Source organism: Pseudoalteromonas galatheae, assembly GCF_005886105.2.
GTDB classification, from domain to species: Bacteria; Pseudomonadota; Gammaproteobacteria; order Enterobacterales; family Alteromonadaceae; genus Pseudoalteromonas; species Pseudoalteromonas galatheae.
Window position 1 is genome coordinate 971,413 of record NZ_PNCO02000002.1, and the last position, 20,238, is coordinate 991,650.

Sequence of the window (20,238 nt, forward strand, 5' to 3'; positions counted from 1 at the left end):
GTAGCGCAGTATCTCTACACCGAACTAACAACAGGCAAAACACCGACTAAGCCAGTAAAGTGATAAAAATAGCTGTAATGTACTGTAATAGGCTAGCTCATCTATATTTGTTATTTTTACCAGTTTGAATTAATCCTAGTTTTAATAGTTTGGCAAAAAATATCTAACACTTTTGTGGCAAAAGCATCGGAATTTGACGCAAATCACTACAAAACTTACGGATTTTCGGGTTTAATACTCTCAGCATTCGTTTACATCTAATTTCAAATGAATATGTACAGCGGTTAAGGATGAAGTAACCGCTCACGAACAGGATCTTTATGCGCTTAAAAGAAGCCCTCAGTGTTTTATCGAAATCATCTGCATACGCAGTCTCGACAGAAAGAAATAATCAAAATCAAACGTTACTTGATGAAGTTAAAGCAGATCTTTACGTAAAAATGCCAATTGAAGCTGAGGTGCAAAAAATCATCTCATCTTTTGGAGCCAATGATAAGAAAGTACTGTTTTTATGTGGTAGTAGCGGCGATGGAAAATCAGAACTATTAACCAAAATAAAACGAGAAAAGAAATTCAGCAATGGTGTGAGATTTCATCTAGATGCAACTCATAGCTTTGATCCGCGAGGTACAGCAATAGATACCTTGGATACGGTTTTTAGTGATTTTGATATTGGTTGCTACCCATTGGTTGTTGGTATCAATACAGGGATGATTGGAAACTACGCTGAAGAGGGGAGCAACGAGCATATAAAAGGTGCGCTTCAGGCTTATATTGCGAACAAAAAAACTGTTTCAAATGACATTTTTTTTGTGAGTTTTGAAGACTATCCAAAGTTTGAGATCAATGAGCAGGAATTTACCTCTGAATTTGCAAAAAATATTCTTGCACGTATTACAAACCAAGATTGTGTTATCTGGCAATTAGTTGAAAAGGAAAAGCAACTCAACAGCCTAAACTCTGACAAGTTGTTGGCCAATTACAACTTGCTATGCCAAGAATCTGTTCAGCAGGTCATAATAGATTTATTATTTAAAGCTCGCTTAATGCGTGATCAGTTTTTAACAGCTCGCGCATTGTTGGATTTTATTCATGAATTATTGCTTGGAGAGAGTTACTTGTTTGATAACTTATTTGCAGGCGGTACTAATGAGTTAGCGAATAAAATAGAACACTTTGATCCAGCCAATTTAAGAACAAAACAAATAGACCGTTTTATTCTGTCGTTTAATTTAAACTTACCCAACTCAGACTTTGAGCTGTTTAAACGAGCAATAAAAGAATTCGGAATTACCGAGTTACAAAGTGGAGCCCAATATTTAAGACTGTTTTACGTTTTGAAATATGACGCTCTATCTAACAATTTCCATCAACAGTTTGAAAATGATTTTAGCGAAAGGCTGATAGAGAAATATATTGCGATTTTTCAGCTGCACAAAGATTACACTGGCAGTATGGAGCAAAAGGCTAAACTCAAAACATTTTACCGTGATACCTTAATTTCCGCTATCAGAAACTACATCAATCGAAATGCTCCTAAGCTAGGTAAAAAGTATTTTTTGCTTTCTGATTTTGGCGATTACCAAATTGCGGCTCCAGCTGAATTGTCGATGGATGCAGCGGCAATCCAACAAAATACAACCACAAGTAGTGCGTTTTTTAACGCTAGGCTAAAGCTAAAAAACAAGCAATTTTGCTTGCCGATTAATATAAATCTTCTTGAGTTACTTATAAATATCAATAGCGGATATCGGCCCAATAAGCATGATAAAAACTCGGTGATTTTACTAGATGAGTTAGCAAACGAAGTAGTACAGGCCGCAAAAGCCTCAGACGAGTTAGTGATAACGGGTGAAGGGAATAGATACCAACTAGACCTAGAAGATGATGAAATCATGGTGAGTGAGGGATAATTTATGCCGCTACAGAATACGTTGATGCCAAAAAACAATAGTGCAGCCAGCTTTTTTCCTGTCTCAGCAAATAGCTCCAATAATAAATATGAATGGGACACTACGGTTGGCTTCTTTATAAAGTCTCTACATGCTATTGATCTAGTTAAAGAAGTAAAGGATCTCGACCATTTCAAAGAGCTTTGCAAAGCGCAAATGGCAAACTCATTGGATGGCGACCCGTTTTGGCATGTTATAGAAAAAATGTACTTCGATAATGGCCAAGTGCTTAAAATTGCACCTGAAATGCAAGCGTTAAAGGTGTTAAATCCGGCTGAGAGTAGTGCTGGTGATGAGCGCTTAACTTCAATGTTTGTGAACTTAATGGATGGTTTAGAGCTAGAAATTAATCCGAAAAGTAATCTGAACTTTTTGGAGAAAAAAATAAAAACGATATTTGACTCTCCATTTGTAACCAAACCTAGCCAAAAAATGAAGAAGGGGAATAACCCCTATATTCCCGAATTAGCTCAACAGTTTCAAAAAGACCTAAAATTTTTAGTTCGTTATCCTGAACAGTTTCAGCAAAGCATAAAGTCATTTTTGAAGCTGTATGGTTTTTTATATACAGCACAGCTGTCTCTGAATATCAAAGGCTGGGAGCAGGCTCCGGCAATTAAGCCTTGCTACTTTATACTCGACAGCGAAAAAGCGAGTAAGGAACGTACAAAGATCCAGTTGCATGGTCTCAAGCAGGTTGTGGAGTCGAGCTATGCGTTATTTCCGTTGCTGTCACTTAATGAAAGCTTACAAGACACTAAACACTCAACTTTACCCTTATGGCTGCTTTATCAGGAATTAGATGACCAAGATATTGATAAACTTAACCAATATGCGCACGAATTCCATGAAAACCGAAAGTTAACTAGTGAGTTAACGCCAGCCACAACCGTTAAACAGGCAATTGAAAACCTAATTCGACTGTTTACTGAGCAGTTTAAGAAAGGGTCGTCGAGAGAAGCTGCTTTTACTAAATTTGTATCCGCGACAAGAGAGACCTTCATTAAACCATTTGAACAGGGCAGAGGTCGCGCAGGAAGTTATTTGGTATTAAATCAAGATTATTTGCTTTTAATTACTAACTTAGCCATTGGCGAGCGCGATAGGTTGAGATTACATGAGCTTCTACTCGAGTTTCAGAAGCGAGGAATATTTTTTGATAAAAGTAGTGAAGAGTGCCTGATCGAATTATTTGAACGTATGGGTAATGTTGAGCGAATGAGTGATAGCGGGGATGCAGTATATGTCAAAAAAACAATATGAAGATTTTTTGGTTGAGCACTTTTGTAAATGGGCTAAGCATGGCTTTGATGGTGAGACTCGTCTTCAATTTCGCTCCCCAGATGGTGCTAATAGCCAAAAACTATACCAAGCGCTGCAAAAGGCCAGTGATTGCTCTATCCATGTTGTCACTAACGAAATCGATCAAACGTTTAATGCTATTGAACTTGGTCAGACCAAGCTTATTCCTGTGGTTCATAATGAGGGTGAAGACGGCTATAGTGAAAACTTTATTTCTCACCTGCGGGATCTGGTATCCACACAAAGCGGAAGCCTAAAAAGTTGTGCGTTGTTGGTCGTGCACAATTCATATTTAGATACTTTAATTAACTCTGCAAAAGATTTGGGTGCAAGTGGTGAAGTTTGGCACCCGTCTACTATTAAACAGTCCTTAAGTGAGCTTATCGACTCTATAAATGAGACTGACAAAGTATCGCAGTGTCTACTAAACCATAGGTTCAAACTGATTGTTGAAGATGGTGCAACGATGTTCGGTTTTGCTGAACTTTTTAATGCGCTTGAGGATGGCGTTATCCAGTTTGACGAATTGGGGATGTTTAAAGACTCAACAATTGTCGATTGGGATGATACTGCTCAAATTGATAAGCGATTGTCACATAATCATCAGCTTTTCGACAATATCAGCGATATTGTTGAAAAATATCCTCAAGAGCTCGTTGAAAAGCTGGGTGATCTTGAACTTAGTGAGCGATTTGTAAATGACGTTTTCAAAGAACCCGCCAAGTGGAAAGAGATAGAGTTTGGTGAAATACTGGCGGAGCAAAGAGCCAACAAAGAAAACTTACTGGCATTTGAAAAAGAGTCGGTTGGCGATATTAATTATATTGCACGAGAAAATAAAAAAGAGCGCCACCTTATTATAGAAATGCCCGCTGACCAACAAGACTTTAAGCTAGAAGCTAGCTTTGTTGGCGGAAAGGTTCAAAAAAATGAGCTCAAATTACAGCACACAAAAGAGCCAATTACATTAGATGTTAACAATCGCTCTGCAAAGCGAAGTATTGTCGAGGTGGTAGGAACGTTTGCCAATCGACCAATGTATTTTAGTATCGACTTTAAGCGTGAAAAACCACAAGAGCGCTTTAAGTATCGAATTTTAGTGATCCCTGAGGGCGCATTTTATCTTGAAGACATGGTCGACACGTTTTTATTGGTGCCTCGAAAAGACCTCATAACTTTGCAAACTAATGCCGGAAAATTGCAAGTGGCGCAATCGGGTAAATTGGCAACAGTCACCAAATCAGATCAAACATTTTTAGTTGCAGACGTTCAAACTATCGACTTTGCGCAATTCGCTAACGAAACCGATACACTGACTTTTTCGATACAAAGCGGTGAGCATATACTTAACTTTGAGGTAGATGGTGCCGTTTCTTCTGATACATTAAGCCTACCCTTTATACTTGATACAAATTTGTATAACCGACTATACAACGACAACTTTAATGGCTTATACAACAGAGCCAAAGAGAAAGTTGTGCTTGATGGCAAGGATTTAACACCAAAAGGGACTCGTAAGCATATTCTTAACTGGGAAGCGCAACTCCAAGATGAGAGGGTGTTAGCAACCCAAGTTGGAACTCGACCAGCAGTTAAACTTGAAAACTTACTGCCACAAAGTAGCGAGTTGCACAGAGCTTATACAAAGCTGTTTGATTATTTAGATACACGTAAAGCACTCCTTAGCACTTGTTCATGGGGTCCTGAACTACTTGATATCATCCAAGACATTACTAAGTGTTACGTAAACGAAATTGAAAAGCTTGAGACCAAAGCCTTGCTCAGCCCCGATGCTACAGCATTGGCTAATATTGGTATTGCACAGTTTGCCGGGCGAGAATTTCTTACACCTTACCACCCTTTGACATTAGCTTATTTTGGGCAACTAGTTACTGCCGCATGTGATGAAAATGACAACAGCTTTAGTACTTTACCAACCGCAACTATAAAACGTTTAAATGCTGAAGGGCTGCTTCCCTTTGTTTGGAATGCAGAGCAGGGGTTTGCATACAACCAAGCGTTACCTGAAAACCCCATGTGGTGTGAGTTTGTAACCGACAAAGATGCAAACCTCGCGTACGTTAGGCCTTTGGTAAAACAAAAAGCAAATGAATTCACAAAAGCGTTTGATGTCTTGTTTAGCAAAGGGGCTAAAGAGACTTTACACATTAATTCAATTAACAATGGCGATAATACGTCGCTGTTTCTTGGGCTAGTTGATTATTTGAAAAAGCAATCTCCAGAGCAAGCAAATCGTATTCACGTAAACTTATATGATAAGTCACTGCAGCGTACTTACTTTGACGAGTTCGCAGATGCGCCGAGCTATGAAGAGTTAAAAGACATCGCAGAGTTGAGCAGTGAAAAAGACAAAGCTGATGCTGTCGCGGATATGATTAAAAACCGGATAACCTACAGTAAGTTTAAGCTTAATGATGAACAAAAGAGCTTTAAATATGCGCATATTAGCTTTGTAAGAAATGATACTAAAGTTGAGCCAATCCCTGTTGATGTATTGACCGAGAAAACAGGTGTAGCTTGTCATGGTTTGCTGGCAGGTGAGACGGCATACAATGAGCAAGATACTTACTTTACAACGTATGGTTTGAAAGATATTCAGATAGACTCTCAAACTAGTCTGAAGTTAAGTAGTCATTTTAATAATATGGCTAAAGCTGCATGGAGCGGCCAGAAATACGAAACTAACAATGGTTTGGCACTTAAAGTGGCAGGCGAATTGTCAGACTTACTTGAACATGTTTATGAAAACTCTGTTTGGACCGTGATCATAGACCCTAAAGTCACACTCGATTTCTTTAAGGCTCAAAAAGATGCTGTATTGATCCACTACTCTGATAACTTTTCAAACTCTGCAAACTACGACGCCATTACGGTAACCAAGCGCCGTGACCTTTACGACCAAGTATTATCCCAAGGGGTGAAAGGACTCATTGACGAGTTTAACGCGTTTAATGGCGAGTGGTTACTAAAAATGATCACCTGCAATGAAAACGAGCGCAAAGAAAAGAAAAGCATTATAGGTGCATACAAGTATATGAACTGCTTATTGTACCAAAGTGACATTACTTGGGTGCCTATGAGTGTAGCCGAGATGCTGCGGGTTGCCGGTAACGTTGGCCTGAAAATGAGTGAAAGTGAGTTCTCACGTTTTTCACAAGGCTTTAAAAGTGGCGCAATATCAGATGATGTACTGTTTGTTGGCTTTAAAGCAGGCAAGATGTATTTGCTTCCACTGGAAGTCAAAATAGGGCAAAAAAGAAGTCATAGTAAAGGCGTGCAACAGGCCAAAGAGCTTAAACGCTATTTGGAAGAAAGCCTGTTTGGGCGTAATGACTTAGCAGGCCACTTATACAGGGGCTTATTCATCCGCCAAATATTAATGCAAGTTGATAAATTTGAACTCTACAGAGTTTACGAACCCGGTTACTTCGATGAGCTTAAAGCAAACCGTGCTTGGTGGTTGCAGGGAGATTACGAAATAGCTGATTTAGAGCAGTACCCTCAAGGCTTTATGATGGCCTTTTTTGAAAATGCAGACTACGCAAAAGAAGAGTTTGTGTTGGAGGAAGGCATTTTGCAAGCCAAGTTGCCAAGTGCCAACTTAAACCATTTTATCAGTACGCCTTTGCAAACCCTGTTTAAAGATATAAAAAGCAGTACGCTTTGTTATATTCCGAGTGAATATATTTTGTGTGATACTGTCAAAGTGGCCTCTCATGAATTATCAGTTGTAGAGAGTATTAGTGATGAACTATCAACTGATAATTACCCAGAACACGATTCTGCCTTGCAGGCTGTCGCGGAAACAGAGCCCACAAATATTAAACCAGAACCAGTAAGTGAAGAGCCGCTTAAAGTGCTTGTTGGTCATGAAATCCATGGCAATGCACCGGTATATTGGGAGCCAACCAATACTGCCAAATTTATGAATACCAATTCGGGTATTATCGGCACCATGGGTACGGGGAAAACGCAATGTACTAAGTCGGTTGTTACTCAGCTTTATCGTAATCAGCACCAGAATGTAGACGGTAAACCTATTGGCATTCTGATCTTTGACTACAAGTCAGACTATGTAGACGACAAGTTCTTAACTGCCACCAATGGTAAAAAATTCAATCTACATAAGCTGCCGTACAATCCTTTGAGCTTATTTGGCGATACACCTATGCTGCCTGTCCACACTGCACGTGGATTTTCAGAAACAATGGGCCGGGCATTCAACCTAGGTACAAAGCAGCAATTACGACTCAGAAAGCTCATTAGTGAGGCCTACGACCTAGCTGGGATCAGCAAAGCAGATAAATCTACTTGGAGCAGACCTGCACCCACTATGGCTGACCTTTGGGCACTATTTTTAGATAGTGATCCCGCAGAAGATTCACTCTATGCGGCACTTGAAAGTGTTTGTGAGTTAGAGGTGTTCGAAGATGATAATACCAACTGTATGTCATTGTACGAGTTGATAGACGGCATTACCGTCGTCGAGCTGGCTGGCTATCCAAGTGAAGTACAAAACCTTGTGGTCGCGCTGACCTTAGACTTGTTTTACTCGCAAATGCAAAAGCAGGGTAAACCTGAAGTACAGGGCGATTTTAGACAAGTCACTAAGCTCATACTGGTTGACGAAGCCGACAACTTTATGTCACAAGACTTTCCAAGCCTGCGCAAAATACTCAAAGAAGGCCGGGAATATGGCGTTGGTGTCATTCTATCGACGCAAGATATTACCCATTTTAAGACCAGCGACAACGACTACTCCGCTTATATTCTAAGCTGGATAGTGCATCGCGTCGCACAAATCAAAAACCAAGATATTAAAGGTATTTTCAATGTGGATGATAAGGCAGAACAAGAACTGCTGATGAAAAATATCCGAGAACTAGAAAAGCATACCAGCCTTTATATCAATGGAGAAAAACAAATTAAGCGTATTAAAGATAAAGCGTTTTGGGAGCTAACGGTATAGGAAGTATGGAATGACAATAGTTGAAGCAATAGCTAAGTCTTTAAAAGATATTGGTAAGCCTGCTACATATGAAGAGGTTTATAGTCATATCGTGAGTAATGATTATTTCAGATTTGGTGCCAAATCACCGATCAGTGTGATTAGAGTGAAATTACGGCTTCACTCTATAAATGTTGATATTAGCAGTGGAAAAGGAAAAAAAAAGTTTTTTCGCTCAGAAGGTGGACAAGGTAAAAATGAACGATTCGTGATGCTTGATGAACCTATATATTCAAATATAAAGGAAAGTCATGATAGGGCAGGGAAAATAGTTAAAAGTGAAATCATTAAAAGAAAGCGTCTAGATGAAATTATTAAGAATAAATGGTCAGAATTTGATTTTTCAATTCACAAAGTCTCAGTTATTGAATGTTTTTGGATGCTATTAGGTTCACTTTTACCAATTATTGTTGATTCATTGTTAAGAGTCGCGTTGTTGAATTCTGGATTGGATGAAGCTTTTAAAAATAATTTAAAATCGGGTGAGGTTTTCCTACTTACATCGGCATTGATAATGCCATTTTTTTTCACTCTTATAAAATATGTAAATAGCGATCATGAGGAAAAGGAATTAAACAAGCTTCCGTACTTTGGTTGGGTGTTTTTTATAACTATATGTTCTCTTTTGGCTGGGATATTTACCTTTGTTTACTATCGCATCGGTCAACATGTAAGAGATAATGCGGAGAGTGATGTTGTTAAATCTATGTTTAGCTTTGATTTTGGTAGTTGGGCGGTATTTATATTCTTTATATCACTAGTTATTTGGTATTACTCTAGTTATATGAACCACAGGAGTACTAACGCATACAAGGCTATAAGAAAAAGACAAGCTAAGAAGTTAGAAAATAACTTTGAAAACAATCATAGGGAGGAACGTTAATATGGAAAAGATTCTAATTGACGCCTTTAAAGTTAAACAACCCATTGGAACATTTTTCTGTGGGGTTATTGATGCAGCCAAACTGAAAGAAATTACATATTCAGATATTCGTAGACTAGAAAAATCAGAAGGGCGCGAGTTAGATGACTTTATTGGAATTCAAAGACCTTTGTCAGAAACTAGAAGAAAGTCGATTGAAAAGTATATTAAAGGACCCGAAGCAACTTTTCCTAACTCTGTGATAATATCGATAAACGAAAACAATGTTGACTGGGATGAAGAAGAAAAAAAGTTAATAATAAAGTATGAGAGTGAGTCTAAAAAACGTAAGATCGCTAAAATTTTAGATGGGCAGCATCGCGTTTCTGGATTTAATGAAGAAAACTTAACTTTTTTTGATGATAATGATCAGGAAACTAACTTCGGTCTATTAGTAACTATATTCGTTGAAGCTGATTTGTCAACGCAAGCAAATATTTTCGCCACTGTTAACTTAGCCCAAACTAAAGTAAACAGATCTTTAGTATATGATCTTGAGTCACTGGCGAGGTCTAGAAGCCCAGAGAAAACTTGTCACGACATAGCGGTATTGCTAAATAAAGAAAAAGGTCCATTTTATAGAAGAATTAAAAGACTAGGTGTTGCAACCAAAGGGGTGAAGAATGAATTACTTACACAAGCTTCTTTTGTGCAGAATATTTTAAAACTTATGACTCATGATGCTACAGCGGATAGAAACTATTACCTGGGGAAAGAAAAAGGCGGGGAAAAATCGAGGCTGTATAAGTTAGAAAAAACATCTTATGATGATGCTTATAAGTATCCATTTAGGGCTAGTTTCTTAAATTCTAAAGATAGTGTAATAGCTAGTAATATAAATAATTTTTTCAGTGCTGTAGAAAAATTGTGGCCTAATGCATGGAGCAAAGAGAATAAAAATTCTTCATTAAATAAAACAATTGGCTTTATAGCATTAGCCCGTATATTAAAACGTATTATGCAACAGTTTTTTACGGTTGATGGAATAGATGATTCTAAAATATATGACGAAGAAGAGTTTTTAGAAATACTTGATGGCGGAGTATTGGATGAAGCTGACTTTGAAAACTTAGATGCTACATCCAAGTCGACAAGGATGATCTATAACATGATTTTAGAAAACTTACTCTTGGATGAGGATGAGGAGTAGGGCCTTTATACGGCCCTATCTTTACAATGTGTTTGCTAAATCGACAATCGAGCTGTGACTTCTAATTGTAGAAACCCCATCCTCAATATGCGCTGCCCAAGCCGCTTGTAACTCTTTATCAGAATACTCAGGGTAGCGCTGTTTTAATAATAACTCAGTGACTTGCAGGGTTTTACCCAGCCAAGTATGTTTATCTAATTTAAGATTGCCGGAAAGCTTATATTCGGTGGACTTATCAAACACAAAGCCATTTTCCACAGAGCGGAAGAAGGCGATGCGCGCTGCAACGTTAGGTGTGACACCCGTTTTGGCCTTAAGGTTTTGTAGTTGATCTTCTACGGACTTTTTAAGCCACATGATTTGTGGGAGCATTATACTGCCTCCTTAGACAATTCTGCCCAGAAGTAACCCTCGCGCAGGGTTGAGCAATTGGTTGTTTGATTAAACTCTATCTCGAATGCGTGAGACACTTTATGCTCAATGGCTTGATAAAAGTCTTGGTCTACTTCAGTGTCTGTTGAGAGCAAAATCACTTGTTCACTGGCCTCTGGGAAGTAGTGTTTAATTAGTTTATCTCGGTGTTTGGAGTCGAGCCTGCCAAGTGGTGTGTCAACAACAACCGGTAACACTTTGCCAGAGAGCTTGCCAAGGGCTTCAAGTATTGCGAAGGCAAATATTTGTTTTTCACCGGCAGACATAGATTTACGATTAATCACGGCTCCTTGAGCGTCAACCAAGTTTACATCAAAGCTTTGCGGGTCTATTTTGGCTGAAAGTTTTAAGTCCTCTTTACGAGCAAGCTTACGATAAGCGGTAACAAACAGCTCTTCTAGCTGCGTAACACGTAATTCAGTGAGCGCGGTTTTAAAATCATCCAACACGTACTGACTTTGCTGTACACGGTGTACGGCTTTATCTGCCGAGTGGTTATTTTTAAGCTTGGCATAGAGCTTTTCTAGTCGCTTGGCTAGCTCTAGCTCTTTGGTTTTAAGTGTTTTAGCTTTTAAAAGCGCGTTAATATAATCTTTGCTCACTGCATCACATTCTTTTTCAAGCGCTCTTAAGTTTTCATACAGGTCTTTTAAGTCAGCAGCATCTGGTGCGCGCTCAATATTCACAGATAGTGAACTAAGTTTGTGTTGGACTTGCTCTAGTGTTGTCGATAGCTCTTTCAGCAAACACTGTGACTGCTTACCTTCTTCTAGTTGCGCTTTGATTAAAGCAAACTCAGAATCTGAGATGTCTAGCTCTGGGCTCGCCATGCCATACTCAGCAGTTAGCTGGCCAAAGTAACTATTAATCGTTGCCATAATGTCGCCCGATTGCGCATTAAAGCTTTTAGATATCTGGTCCTGTAATGCCGGTAGCGCTTGGCTCAGTTCATTACCAAACGCCTTTGCTTGCTTAATCTTTTGATCTTCAGCGAGTTGGTCTATAAGCCCTTGCATAGCAGTAGGAGCTAGTGCCATAGGTAAACATCCGCTTAGCTCATGACGGATTTTGGTGTTGAGGTCTTTTTCTAGCTCGTACAGGTCGTTGATTTTGGCTTGCTCTTGCTCTTTTGTTTCAGCCCAAGCGCCACCATGTGCCTGAATATCGGCTTCCTTAACGGCTATTTTTCGTTTTATATCGGTAAGAATATTGCCTATTTCATCAATTTTTACGCGTGTAACTTCAACCTCTTTGGTGATTGTGCGTTTTTCATCTTCGGCAGCTTGAATTTTTTTGAGTGTATCTTTATCTGCTGACTCAGTGCCTAACCCTTTTAAGTAGATATCTAAGTCAGTGTTTAAGCGGTTGATAATATCAATACCTAGTAGCTTTTGAACGGCTTCTTTAAGGTAACTACCAGTGTCATCTTCTGCTAATTCGGCGATTTTTTCACCGTCAAAAAAGAATAAGTCTCCTATCCCAGGCGGCACAAGTTCATGCAAAAATGCTTGGACCTGCTCATTAGTAAGTGCTGTATCTTCAACACTATTTACTTTGAGTATAAGCTGCTCTTCTCCTTCAGCTTGCCAAGCTCGTGTAACTTCGTAAAGCTTATGCTCACCTTGATGAGTATGTTTAAAGCTCAGTGTAATACTGGCTTCGGTGCTTGGGTCCAGTTTTAAAGCGGTATTATTTGTTTGCTCGTTTAAATAGGCTAAATAGTCTTTGTTGGTTATGACTGCACCAAGCGCGCGTCGACCCAGTAAAGCCAAACGAATCGCGGTTAAAATAGAGGTCTTACCAGCCCCATTTAAGCCACCAAATAGAATGATAGGGCGCTCAAAGACCCCTTGTTTACGTGGCGTAAGTTCAATTGTCGTTTCGCCATTAAAAACACGGAAGTTATTTAGGGTGAGTGTTTTAAAAATCATGCAATACCCTCTTTATTTAGTAACTTATTTAGCTGCTTGAGCTCGTCTTCAAGCGCTTTTACTTCATTACTTTGGCGCATTTGGCTTTGTCTTATTTCTAAATTAGACGCAATAATCGTTTCTGCACTTTCCCAATCTTGCTGGATCAAGCGCCCAATGCGATTAAAAATACCAGTACGGCGGGCAAGACCACTCATTTCTCGTTCTACATCGATCAACTTTCTGATCATATGCGCTGACACACCATATTTTGGTGCAAGTTCGTTGAGTAACTCACCTTCAGTTAAGCTAAATTGGTTCGCATCGTCCATTGTCCAATCTAAGTTCAGCCCAAGAACCTCTTGCACAATTTTTGGTAGAGAATCTTCCCAGTCTGGCTCATTAGGGTCATTTAACCATTCATGCCTTACTGCGTGGAGCTCTGGTATAGTAATGAGTTCCATATTATGACCTTGCTCATTAAAGCGCTTTTGCATCGTCAGCAGCATACGCATGGCAAGCTTTCGGTACTTCAGCAGGTAAGGCCCAGTTGTGTAGTCGTCCGTTAGTACCCGCTCTTTGTCTTCTTTGAGTGTTTTAAACGCTAAGCGGCCGTCGCGACGAATATGGTTGCGGTATTTCTTCTTTAACTTTGGCGATGTACTGCGAGATAAAATATTACGAAACTTCAATAATGGCTTCATCCATTGCTCGCCGTTTTGGATCAAGCTTTCCATTGCTCTGTCTTTGGTGACGACGGTGCAGGTCCAACAACCAAAGCGCGAATTACCGCATGAAGGAGTTGTTTCATCAATTACCAGTGGGCATTCACCTTGTCCAGATGAGTCTTTGTATAGGTTCCATAAAATAAGGTTTTTACCGCCCCAAGGGTTCTCCCACTCAAGGTCATATTTATCGAACCACTTATTTTTAATGCCGTAAGGCGTTTCTTCGGTTTTAAGATGACATAAACGAAGAATTTTCCATACATCATCCACACTCCAAGTGTCGATAGGGGTGTAAATAAACGCATTGGCAAGCGTAGTGTGCACCGCTAAATCAGAGCCGTCAATTTTGTGTTTTTTAATTACTTGTGCACGGGAGGCACTTTCCTGCGAGCGAGAGCCTAGTACCACGATTACTTCATCATGTTGGCTAACTTTATCTTTTATAAAAGTGCTGACAGGGCCTATTTTCATCCGCTCTGTACACCAACGGAAGTTACGAGTAGGTGCAGGATAACCTTTACCTAATAAATTAGCCCAAAAGGTATTGTTTGATTTTGGCACCACTTTGTGTGTGGTGATTGGCAAGTTATCGCGCTCAGCACCTTTTGCAATCAGCTTTAAAGAATTATCAACATGGTCTACAACCATAGGTGTCTCGACCAAGGTGTCTGACGCGACGACATAAATTGGTTTATGTCGATCTTGTTCCTCTAAACCCAAAAGTGCAAAGTAAACAAGTGTCATCACGGCTGATGAGTCTTTACCCCCACTATAGCCGATCACCCAAGGGCGTTTATCAGCAAGATATACGCGCTGCGTATCGGCAACAAATTCGTGAAGTTTTCGACCTGCGAAAGATTCGTCCTCGATAAAGTCGATATAATCGTCAAGGTCGTACTGATTTAATAATGTCATGTGTTCAATAATTCTTGCTCTTTGACTGTATCGTCTTTTGATATAGGTAAACCGATTTCTCGCTTTACTTGGACGCTAGTCAGAAAAATACTACTTACAGCCTTCGAAAGCCTCCCATGCTGCATTGTGCGTTCACACCAATGCGGGTTGCTCTTAAGCCAATTTAACTTTGCTATCTTTTTAAACTTTTCTTGTTGTTCTTGTTCTGGCAAGTTCAAAATCTCAGCGCCTACGTTCGCCAAAGTTTGCAAACCAATACCGTGTGCGGCAATGCTCTCTTGTCTATATTCTGCAGCGGATAATTGCTTGTTTTGGATCTGTAGCCACTCAGGCATGTGTTCATTGAGCCGCTCCCAGAAGTGACAGGCGACTTGCTTTTCTTCCTCAGAAAACCCTTCTTTTGGTTTTTTGTTGAATAAAGAGCGATTTGCCTGCTTGATACCACTAAGGGTAAAGAGTTTACTACTTTTTGCACCAATTGTAGAGCGTTCAAACTCTGTAAATCCTACGAACGGTCGAGAATTGAGCGCCAAGTAGCGCGCAAGCTCTGAAGCTTGATCTCTATGGTCATACATTGTCGCCAGTGAAGGGCTTGGGCGAACAGCATATTTGTTGAGATCAGCGAACATTTGCTGAGAGCGTTTTAACCCTTCATCAACAAAAAATAAGACAGCGATATTGTCTTGACACAATTCTGGACGCTCTTTAATCGCCTCTTCAATAGCTGCTCTTCGGTGTTGACCATCGTTGATCAAGATCTGTGCGTCCATAGGTACTTTTAGTGTCCCAAGGTTTGCACCACCTTCAGAGCTTATAAAATCGACCTCAGATCCTACAGAAGCGGTAATTGCTGAAAATACATAGTCATTTGGAGACTCTACTAAGTAGCGAGCCATTTCAGGTATGCGGTTTTTATTTAAGGTGCGCTGGGCTCTTAGCTCTACGGGAACTTCTTCTTCGTCGTAGACAAAGATTTTTGGGATTAGTCTTAGAGGGCAAGTGGCTATGTAGAACGGTTTGCCAGCCTGCTGTCCACGCACGGCGGGAAAGCTATAGCAATAATTTGTATCTAAGTTACTCATTGTTGCAAGTCCATTATTGCGGTTTACGTAATATTATTACGTACCTTACGTAATAATTCCATATAAATTTGGTTGAGTAGCTAGTTATTTTAGCAAGGTATGTAAAATTTAATAGGCTTTTAACGTTTTAGTTTGATGAATTTACTGCTTTTCAACTCCACTCCCCAATACTCAAACACCTTTAGCAGAATGTTCCAATTGGGCCATTCTGCTTTTGGTACGCCTTTAAGCATATCGGCAAGCTTCTTATCGAAGCGCTGTTGTGCTCGGTGTGCCTTGGAGCCGTTTTCAAGAAAGTCGATTTTGTTATACAGCGGTTGCTGTGGGTATTCGTTGCCATAGTAAAAGTAGTCAATGTCTTGCTCGGCCAGTTTCACTTTTATGCGTTCGGTGAGTAGCGGGAGTTTTTTGTTGTAGTCGTCGTATTTAAGTAGAGTGATTTTGCCAGAACGCATATGAATTTTAATTAAGTCAATGTCGTCTAAATCGCCGTATAGCTGGGCGGCACAACCAATATAGACTCGCAAGACTGCTGGTAGCTGATTAAGATAGGTTCTCGGCAGAATATAACTGTGGCTGTGATTAAACTCGCCTAATTGCAACGATGAATAGGTGTGATGGCAAGCTTCACCTATGTTGACTGGATCTGAAATTGAGAATAGTAATTGTCTTGCTTCGTCAATGGCTTGATTAAAGCTGGTAAAGTGGCTTTTTATATCTCTTAGTAGGCGATTGGGCAAATGGCTTTTCGCTTGGCGTTTACCAAATAGGCTGAGGGCAAAGTATACCAATAAGTCTTGTTTGCGTTTTAGCTGTGCGTTTTTAAAATCTTGGAAGTCAAAATGGTCGCGTACCAATTCAAAAGCTTTGTTGTGGCTCGCGATGATGGCCCGCACTGCGTCACTTTGTTCAAATTCGTCATTGGCGGGTACTCTACCAAAGTGCAAACAATGTTGCCAAAATTGCTCAAATAATGCTGGGTGTTTTTCCAATAAGCTTTGCTTTACACGAGTAGGTAATTGTTTGGTGGTTGGACGCTTAGTAATATGCTGCCATTCGTGAGCTTGAAACTGTAGTTCAATATGGTGTAACTCAAGTAATTCTGGGCATTTAAATACAGCAATGATCCCTTGTCCAAACGGTACAGTTTTTACATTTAGGGTGTGCTCTATAAACTCTCTGATCTGTGCTTGGCTGTAATACTTTTGAAACGTATTTCGTTTGGTGATCACACCGTCTTTATAGGGTTTGAATTGCTCTGTAACGGCGGAACTGGTGAGCATAACAGAAACCACAATTAGTTTGTCACATAACGCGTATGCTTGGCGTAACGTGTCTACACGCTCGTCATAGTCTTCAATTACATTAAGCACAAAGCCTAGATTTACAATATCGCTTTGTACTTTTTGCCCTTCTGGCTTATGGACAGGGTCCCAAGCATTGATGTTAAGACCGCTGGCTTCTAGCTCGCGGTGGTCATCCCCTAGGCCGCAGCCGTAGTCTTGAATTGAATATTCGCCGTTGAGGTAGCCAAATTTAGCTAACTTTTGGAATGGTGCAGAGAGCCTGTCACGGTTTATTGCGGTCAAGTGTCGTTGAATTGCTTGTGTCTGCTCTGCGCTCGACTCGGCTTTTTGCTGGGGTAATTGTTCAGATGGGTGCAGCCGGCCGTATTCATCTAGCTGATACCCTTGGCGTTTGATTAATGCGCTCCACTGCTTTTTAAAGCCTATCGTTTTGGTGTTTTGATAAAGGCCAATAGCTTCACCTTCTTTGGTGATAGATTCAAATTCAGCAAATTTTGGATAGTCAGGCAACACAAAAGCTTCTTTACGATGCAAAATGGGTGGGTTGTCAGATTTCGAATAATCGGCCTGTTTAGCTGTACTTTCAAGAATATCAATAGTAATGCTGTGCTTTAGCGCTGGGTAAGCGTAATCATCAAAATCAGGGTAGTGGAGCAAGGTGATTTTAAAGTCACGTTTGAGCAGTTTTAGTACATTCCATGGCGCAGACAGGTGATGGGTGTTAATTTGTTGCTCAAAGAGATTTTGCAACTCCTCAGGAAGTGCAGAGCATATCGCCGAGTGGTGCACGTATACGGCGTTTGGTAGTTGCTTGCCAACCTTAATTGCTTTAACAAGCTTTTTATATTCAAGAAAGTTTAGCTGGGTCGACATGTTCAAAATAATAGTAATAGGCGCGTCCGCGCTTTTGGTATTTTAACTGCCCGCGCTCACGGCGATGCATCAGCTCGCAGCCACTGATCTTTAGTAACTTTAGGGTTTGTTTGCTGGTTAACCAGTGGCCTTGTTCAGACATTTCTGTTTGATTTTTGATTTCCTTTGTATTGACTATAACCTTGTTAAGCTTAAATTGCAGGTGATTATTGAAGTAGTATAGCCATGGTAAAATATTGCTTGTCGAAGTTTTTCAAGATACTAGTCCAAAAATGTTGAAGTGACGGTTCGTAATTTTTTGAGTAAACTTCTTGTTAATCAGCATTTTCAAGGCTTAAGGATAGCCCGATGAACCAAGCCCTTAAATTTTTACTGTCTATTATGATCGTCATCGTGACTTTTGTCGTTTCAGCCACTTTGGCCGGGATGTTGGCGGAGTATGCGGGCTGGTGGAAAAAACCGGTGATAGGTGGTGTTGCAGCGGCTTGTGTGGTGTTGTCGGGTTATATAAGTGCGCCGGTGTATAAGCTGTATTCTGCGGCGGTGTGGCTGTTGATTGGTGCAGGTGCTGCTTGGGTGATGTCGAGTGTGTTTATGTATGCTGAGGATGCAGGCACTTCAGTGCCTTTGTATGTAACCTATGCAAGTGGTGTGTTTGCTTTGGCGCTTTGCTGGATTTGGGAGCGTCGCAAGGTTGTGTGATGGTTTGATTTTCTGGAATAGGATGCAAGAGATCGCCGCGTAAAGCGGCTCCCACCAGCGGGGGCTAGTTTGGTGGATGCGGATTTACTCTGTGATGCTTTATGTAGAGATCGCCGCGTAAAGCGGCTCCCACCAGCGGGGGCTAGTTTGGTTGGGGCGGATTTATTCCGCGATGTTTTATGAAGAGATCGCCGCGTAAAGCGGCTCCTACCAGTGGTGGCTAGTGTGGTTGGGGCAGATTTATTCCGCGATGTTTTATGTAAAGATCGCCGCCTAAAGCGGTTTCTAACTGCGGGATTCTAACTTGGTTATTCTTACTATCAGGATATTTCAATAAAAAATAGGATTGAGGGTCAAGGAATGAAGGGCGCTTGGAGCGAGTGGAAGGAGGCTATTTTTAAGGCCTGCTTAGTTGTGTTTTCTGTGTTGTTGTTTCTCTTTTTTGATGGCCGTGAGTTTTGGTTTACTCAGATACAGCCTCAGCTAACCAATATGCTAAGCAACCAAAAAACTGAATTAAATAGTGCGCCAGTGGTTTCAGAGCAAAAGTTCAAACAACCAAGTTCAGTTCAGTCAACAAACGGAGATACTTTTGACCATCAAACGAGTTTAAGACAGTTTGGTCGCTGTGTTTCTCAGCAAGCTGAGGGAATCAAATACCGAGTTGAGAATGGGATATACACTTGGGTTGATGAAAGAGGCATTACGAATTACTCGGATAAAAAGCCGAGTTCTGCGGCTAAGCATTATCAGCCAGAGCGTAATCGTGCTCTTGATTTCTTTGACCTCAATATTTCCGGTCCAAATATCACGGAAAAGTTTAAAAACACCTTGAGCGCTAAACTGAATGCCGTATTTAGGGGGTATACCAGTATTGTTGGCTTGGAGGCGATGCAAAAGGTGACGCTCAGGATCAAGGTGCTACCTAATCGGCACGAATATGAGCGAGTGGTTAAATCCTATGGTGGCAATCCAAAGGGTAATGTTGGTCTCTACTTGGGTAGATACAACCTTGCTTTGGTCGAGCAGAGAAATCATTATGCGACGATGCAAACTGCTGTTCATGAAGCGGTACACGCTATTAATCAGGCTGTGATTGGATATACGCCGCGTTGGTTAAATGAGGGACTTGCAGGCTATTTTCAAACCGTAAAAGTGACGATGCAGATCGGCACTGTTGCACCAAATCAAGCTAGATTACATCGCGGTTATATTAAAGGGCGAGTGTTATCGCCTTATGAGCTCATTAATGCAGAATCCAAATGGAAGTCTTACAATTCTGAGCTGATGTATAAAAGTAGTTGGGCGACCATCCATTTTTTGATGTCTACCACGACTGGGAGACTGAGTTTGAAAAAGTTGATGCTGCAAGAGCAAACTGAGCGATGTCGTGCTTTGAGTAACCGAGAGTCACAAGCTCTGTTACGTGCACATTATCCAAACATAGTTGATAGATTCGCCAGCTTTATACAAAGTCCAGTAGAGCCGCAAAGGTTGTGATCCTGAGCTTGATGTAAAGATCGCTGCGTAAAGCGGCTCCCACCAGCGGAAGGCTAGTGTGGTGGGAGTGGATTTATTCCGCGATGTTTTTGTAGAGTTCGCTGCGTAAAGCTGCTCCTACCAGAAGGTCTAGTGTGGTGAGAGCGGGTTGGCTCCGCGATGTTTTCTGCAAAGATCGCCGCATAAAGCGGCTCCCACCAGCGGGGAGCTAGTGTGGTGGGAGTGGATTTATTCCACGATGTTTGCTGTATGGATCGCCGCGTAAAGCGGCTTCCATCAGCGGGGGGCTAGTTTGGTTGGGGCGGATTTATTCCGCGATGTTTTATCTAGAGATCGCCGCGTAAAGCGGCTCCCACCTGCGGGGGCTAGTGTGGTGGGAGTGGATTTATTCCGCGATGTTTTATGTAGAGATCGCCGCATAAAGCGGCTCCCAC

Annotated in this window: 13 protein-coding genes; 7 read left to right on the forward strand and 6 right to left on the reverse strand. The window is 40.8% G+C overall.

Annotation, left to right across the window (positions count from 1 at the left end; genetic code table 11):
* The first annotated feature begins 320 nt into the window (after nucleotides 1–320).
* The 5 genes from dptF to CWC29_RS22165 are packed head-to-tail and all read left to right on the forward strand — an operon-like array spanning nucleotide 321 to nucleotide 10,355.
* Nucleotides 321–1,913, forward strand: a complete 1,593-nt coding sequence (dptF, locus tag CWC29_RS22145; protein ID WP_138524682.1) for a DNA phosphorothioation-dependent restriction protein DptF — start codon at nucleotides 321–323, stop codon at nucleotides 1,911–1,913.
* A gap of 3 nt (nucleotides 1,914–1,916) precedes the next feature.
* Nucleotides 1,917–3,215 (forward strand): DNA phosphorothioation-dependent restriction protein DptG, encoded by a 1,299-nt coding sequence (gene dptG, locus CWC29_RS22150; RefSeq protein ID WP_138524680.1) that lies wholly within the window; start codon nucleotides 1,917–1,919, stop codon nucleotides 3,213–3,215.
* Nucleotides 3,196–8,244 (forward strand): DNA phosphorothioation-dependent restriction protein DptH, encoded by a 5,049-nt coding sequence (gene dptH / locus CWC29_RS22155; protein WP_138524678.1) that lies wholly within the window; start codon nucleotides 3,196–3,198, stop codon nucleotides 8,242–8,244. Before dptG ends, dptH begins: the two co-directional genes overlap by 20 nt.
* 10 nt (nucleotides 8,245–8,254) lie before the next feature.
* Nucleotides 8,255–9,166, forward strand: coding sequence for a hypothetical protein (locus CWC29_RS22160; protein WP_138524676.1), 912 nt, complete (start codon nucleotides 8,255–8,257; stop codon nucleotides 9,164–9,166).
* 1 nt (nucleotide 9,167) lies between these two features.
* Nucleotides 9,168–10,355 carry a DGQHR domain-containing protein gene (locus CWC29_RS22165; RefSeq protein ID WP_138524673.1) on the forward strand — a complete coding sequence of 396 codons (1,188 nt, stop codon included), beginning with the start codon at nucleotides 9,168–9,170 and terminating at the stop codon, nucleotides 10,353–10,355.
* Between the two features lie 21 nt (nucleotides 10,356–10,376).
* On the opposite strand, the gene dndE is transcribed toward CWC29_RS22165, so the two are convergent.
* From dndE to CWC29_RS22195, 6 genes are all read right to left on the reverse strand, one after another.
* Nucleotides 10,377–10,727 (reverse strand): DNA sulfur modification protein DndE, encoded by a 351-nt coding sequence (gene dndE, locus CWC29_RS22170; protein WP_138524671.1) that lies wholly within the window; start codon nucleotides 10,725–10,727, stop codon nucleotides 10,377–10,379.
* A complete protein-coding gene (gene dndD / locus CWC29_RS22175) occupies nucleotides 10,727–12,718 on the reverse strand; it encodes a DNA sulfur modification protein DndD (protein ID WP_138524669.1) in 1,992 nt (663 codons plus the stop codon). Before dndD ends, dndE begins: the two co-directional genes overlap by 1 nt.
* On the reverse strand, nucleotides 12,715–14,340 hold the full coding sequence (locus CWC29_RS22180; protein WP_138524667.1) for a DNA phosphorothioation system sulfurtransferase DndC: 1,626 nt from the start codon (nucleotides 14,338–14,340) through the stop codon (nucleotides 12,715–12,717). Before CWC29_RS22180 ends, dndD begins: the two co-directional genes overlap by 4 nt.
* Entirely contained in the window at nucleotides 14,337–15,422 is a 1,086-nt protein-coding gene (gene dndB, locus CWC29_RS22185; RefSeq protein WP_138524665.1) for a DNA sulfur modification protein DndB, read from the reverse strand. The genes CWC29_RS22180 and dndB overlap by 4 nt, the downstream gene beginning before the upstream one ends.
* Nucleotides 15,423–15,541: 119 nt before the next feature.
* Nucleotides 15,542–17,602, reverse strand: coding sequence for a DNA phosphorothioation-associated putative methyltransferase (locus CWC29_RS22190; RefSeq protein ID WP_138524663.1), 2,061 nt, complete (start codon nucleotides 17,600–17,602; stop codon nucleotides 15,542–15,544).
* On the reverse strand, nucleotides 17,577–17,744 hold the full coding sequence (locus tag CWC29_RS22195; protein WP_167815474.1) for a hypothetical protein: 168 nt from the start codon (nucleotides 17,742–17,744) through the stop codon (nucleotides 17,577–17,579). Before CWC29_RS22195 ends, CWC29_RS22190 begins: the two co-directional genes overlap by 26 nt.
* Before the next feature lie 206 nt (nucleotides 17,745–17,950).
* Here CWC29_RS22195 and CWC29_RS22200 point away from each other — a divergent pair, with 206 nt between their 5' ends.
* On the forward strand, nucleotides 17,951–18,304 hold the full coding sequence (locus CWC29_RS22200; protein ID WP_138524661.1) for a hypothetical protein: 354 nt from the start codon (nucleotides 17,951–17,953) through the stop codon (nucleotides 18,302–18,304).
* 360 nt (nucleotides 18,305–18,664) lie between these two features.
* Entirely contained in the window at nucleotides 18,665–19,804 is a 1,140-nt protein-coding gene (locus CWC29_RS22205; protein ID WP_138525032.1) for a DUF1570 domain-containing protein, read from the forward strand.
* Nucleotides 19,805–20,238: the final 434 nt, after the last annotated feature.

Excerpts from the sequence above, each read along its gene's own strand:
- dndE (WP_138524671.1), bottom strand. The coding sequence starts at position 10,727 with ATGCTCCCACAAATCATGTGGCTTAAAAAGTCCGTAGAAGATCAACTA.
- CWC29_RS22195 (WP_167815474.1), bottom strand. The coding sequence starts at position 17,744 with ATGTCTGAACAAGGCCACTGGTTAACCAGCAAACAAACCCTAAAGTTA.
- CWC29_RS22160 (WP_138524676.1), top strand. The coding sequence starts at position 8,255 with ATGACAATAGTTGAAGCAATAGCTAAGTCTTTAAAAGATATTGGTAAG.
- CWC29_RS22205 (WP_138525032.1), top strand. The coding sequence starts at position 18,665 with ATGAAGGGCGCTTGGAGCGAGTGGAAGGAGGCTATTTTTAAGGCCTGC.
- dndD (WP_138524669.1), bottom strand. The coding sequence starts at position 12,718 with ATGATTTTTAAAACACTCACCCTAAATAACTTCCGTGTTTTTAATGGC.
- dptH (WP_138524678.1), top strand. The coding sequence starts at position 3,196 with ATGTCAAAAAAACAATATGAAGATTTTTTGGTTGAGCACTTTTGTAAA.
- CWC29_RS22165 (WP_138524673.1), top strand. The coding sequence starts at position 9,168 with ATGGAAAAGATTCTAATTGACGCCTTTAAAGTTAAACAACCCATTGGA.
- CWC29_RS22190 (WP_138524663.1), bottom strand. The coding sequence starts at position 17,602 with ATGTCGACCCAGCTAAACTTTCTTGAATATAAAAAGCTTGTTAAAGCA.
- CWC29_RS22180 (WP_138524667.1), bottom strand. The coding sequence starts at position 14,340 with ATGACATTATTAAATCAGTACGACCTTGACGATTATATCGACTTTATC.
- dptG (WP_138524680.1), top strand. The coding sequence starts at position 1,917 with ATGCCGCTACAGAATACGTTGATGCCAAAAAACAATAGTGCAGCCAGC.
- dndB (WP_138524665.1), bottom strand. The coding sequence starts at position 15,422 with ATGAGTAACTTAGATACAAATTATTGCTATAGCTTTCCCGCCGTGCGT.
- dptF (WP_138524682.1), top strand. The coding sequence starts at position 321 with ATGCGCTTAAAAGAAGCCCTCAGTGTTTTATCGAAATCATCTGCATAC.
- CWC29_RS22200 (WP_138524661.1), top strand. The coding sequence starts at position 17,951 with ATGAACCAAGCCCTTAAATTTTTACTGTCTATTATGATCGTCATCGTG.